1 protein-coding gene is annotated in these 2466 nt (G+C 48.2%); it reads right to left on the minus strand.

Annotated features, from left to right (window positions below; all coding sequences use genetic code 11):
* Positions 1–14: 14 nt before the first annotated feature.
* Positions 15–2466, minus strand: a 2452-nt coding sequence (locus tag VN105_RS10100) for a zinc-dependent metalloprotease (RefSeq protein WP_325640426.1), incomplete at its 5' end; no start/stop codon positions are given.

Genomic DNA, 2466 nt, shown 5'->3' on the forward strand with positions numbered 1-2466 from the left:
CTCTTTTTTATTGATTACAATTTCGGATCTAAACAACGCTCGATACGCACCTGCAGGTCCTTCAGATGATACCTTGTTGACGGATCGCCAACCTTTGTTAATGCCAGCTTGATTTTGTTTCCAAGGCTAACCAGGTATCCACGCATGATCGGGTACACGTCTGTATTCAGGGCCGACGGCTCAATGATGCTGAGCACTCCCGGAGTTAGTGCTGCCGGATGAAACACTTCTTCATACCTTTTTAATACCTGTCTTTGCAACGACCTGCGCTCCGGTGTGATGGCAGCTCCTGTAGCCAGCTCTCCCCATACTCCCTTTTCAATATCACCCAGGTATTCCTCCAGGGTATAAGGGTCTTTGGAATGTACAGCTACTTCATTTACGAGGATCAAGGTAGCAGTACGCAGCAAAACGTATGCTGCACTGGCCTGAATTTTTGCGAGCTTATCCAGTGGGCGGGCTTCTGCAAAGCCGGTCACAGAAGAATCAAATAACCAATTGGGGGTAACAAACACCTGTTTATTATAGAAATCAACAGCCTCTTTCATCCTGGATTTGGCTACCGGTGTGTATATTGGTCCTTTCTCTTCCACACTCTTCTGGCGTACATATATCCCGCCAATATTCTTGGCTACATGTCCCAGGTACCGCATGTATTGCTGTAATACTGCGTTATACATTTTCTGGTAATTGGTGTACAGATTTCCTTCTTCTTTGGTCCACTCAGGCAGGCCTTTCATGATCCTTTTCAGATTCATGATCCCATAAGTGGATGCTTTCATGGAATTGTCGCCCAGATCTTCCGACTGGCTGGAGGGGTCTCCTATAATGCCTTCACCGCCGAACCACAGGGCGGGATTTGCCTGTAATGAGTCAACGATCCATTTGTTCAGTACTTTCCTGTCTTCATCCGGGGATTGGGTGTTGAAAAGCGGCTTATATCCCCATTGTATTGCCCACTTATCGTATGCACCAATGCGGGGATAGATACCGGCAGGTCCGATATGATCTTCGGGTTGCGCTACATAGTTGAAGCGGGCGTAGTCCATAATGGACGGGGTATGACCATTGGCTTCTACCCATGCTTTATTCCGCAGCAGCTCAACAGGTACCGCGCTGCTGGCGCCCATATTGTGCCGCAGTCCAAGGGTATGCCCGATCTCATGGGAAGCAATAAAACGTATCAGCTGTCCCATCAGCTCATCGTCAAATTCCATTTTCCTGGCGCGGGGGTCTATAGCTCCCGCCTGGATCATATACCAATCGTGCACCAGGCTCATTACGTTGTGATACCACCCGATATGGCTTTCTATGATCTCTCCGCTGCGGGGGTCATGTACATTAGGTCCATAAGCATTGGTAATCGGCGATGCGAAATAACGCACTACGGAATACCGGGCGTCTTCAAGGCTCATTGTACTGTCGTTCTCCGGCCATTCTTTTCCCACAATGGCATTTTTGAAGCCTGCCTGTTCAAAGGCTTTCTGCCAGTCGTTGATACCGGCTATCAGGTATTTACGCCATTTCTTAGGTGTGGCGGGATCAATATAATAAACGATCGGCTTCTGTGGTTCTACCAACTCACCTCTTTTCATTTTCTCAACATCTTCCGATCTCGGCTCCAGGCGCCATCTGACAATGTATTGCTCGTCTCTTGATTTCTGCGCGTTGTCTTCGTACAAAGTGAAAATATCTGCAAAATACCCCACACGTTCATCGAAGAAGCGTTTGCGCATGGGTTCTTTGGGTAACAGTACGAACGAGGTATTCAGGTCCATGGTCACCACGCCCGTTTCCGTTGCTGCGGGAATGGGTTTAACCGGCCCAAAGAAAAACGTGCCGGGTGTTGGCCCGCCGCTTAGAAAGGTTTTGGTGGTTTTTACTTCCGTATTGATTGGGAATGTTTTGATTCCATCAATGAAAGTCCGGTCCGCCGCCAGGGCTCCCAGTTTCAATTGCGTTTTCAATGCGGGCGACAATGAAACAACCTGGTTATCTCCTTTGAAAAAATCTGATACCTCAATGACTACCGCATGGGTTTCTGGATGTACTGCCTGTATATCAAATGCTGCTACGATGGGATCCAGGGAGGAGCTTTTTACCGCTTTATAAATATCCTGGGTAGAATCTGCCGCATTCACGTAAACGGATACACGTAGTAACAATTTATTCCCGGGGCCCTTTTCCCAGTAAACGGCCTGGCTGCTCACCAGTTCACCACCATAAAAGGAGGCGCCGCCCGGCATTCTTGAATAACGGGTTACTGCCATCAGATCCCTTCCGATCAAAGTATCTTCGATCTCGAAATACCACTTGTTGTCTATCTCGTGTACGGTAAAGAGGCCGTTCGTTGTTTTGGCTTTTGCGGTAATAACATCCTTATATGGCTTTGGCGTTGTTGTTTTACCTGCCTTTCCGGCTGTTGTGGTGTCTGTTTTCTGGACAGTCCCTCCGGGTTTACTCTTC

Origin of the sequence: Chitinophaga sp., assembly GCF_035564935.1 — a bacterium.
Taxonomy (GTDB): domain Bacteria; phylum Bacteroidota; class Bacteroidia; order Chitinophagales; family Chitinophagaceae; genus Chitinophaga.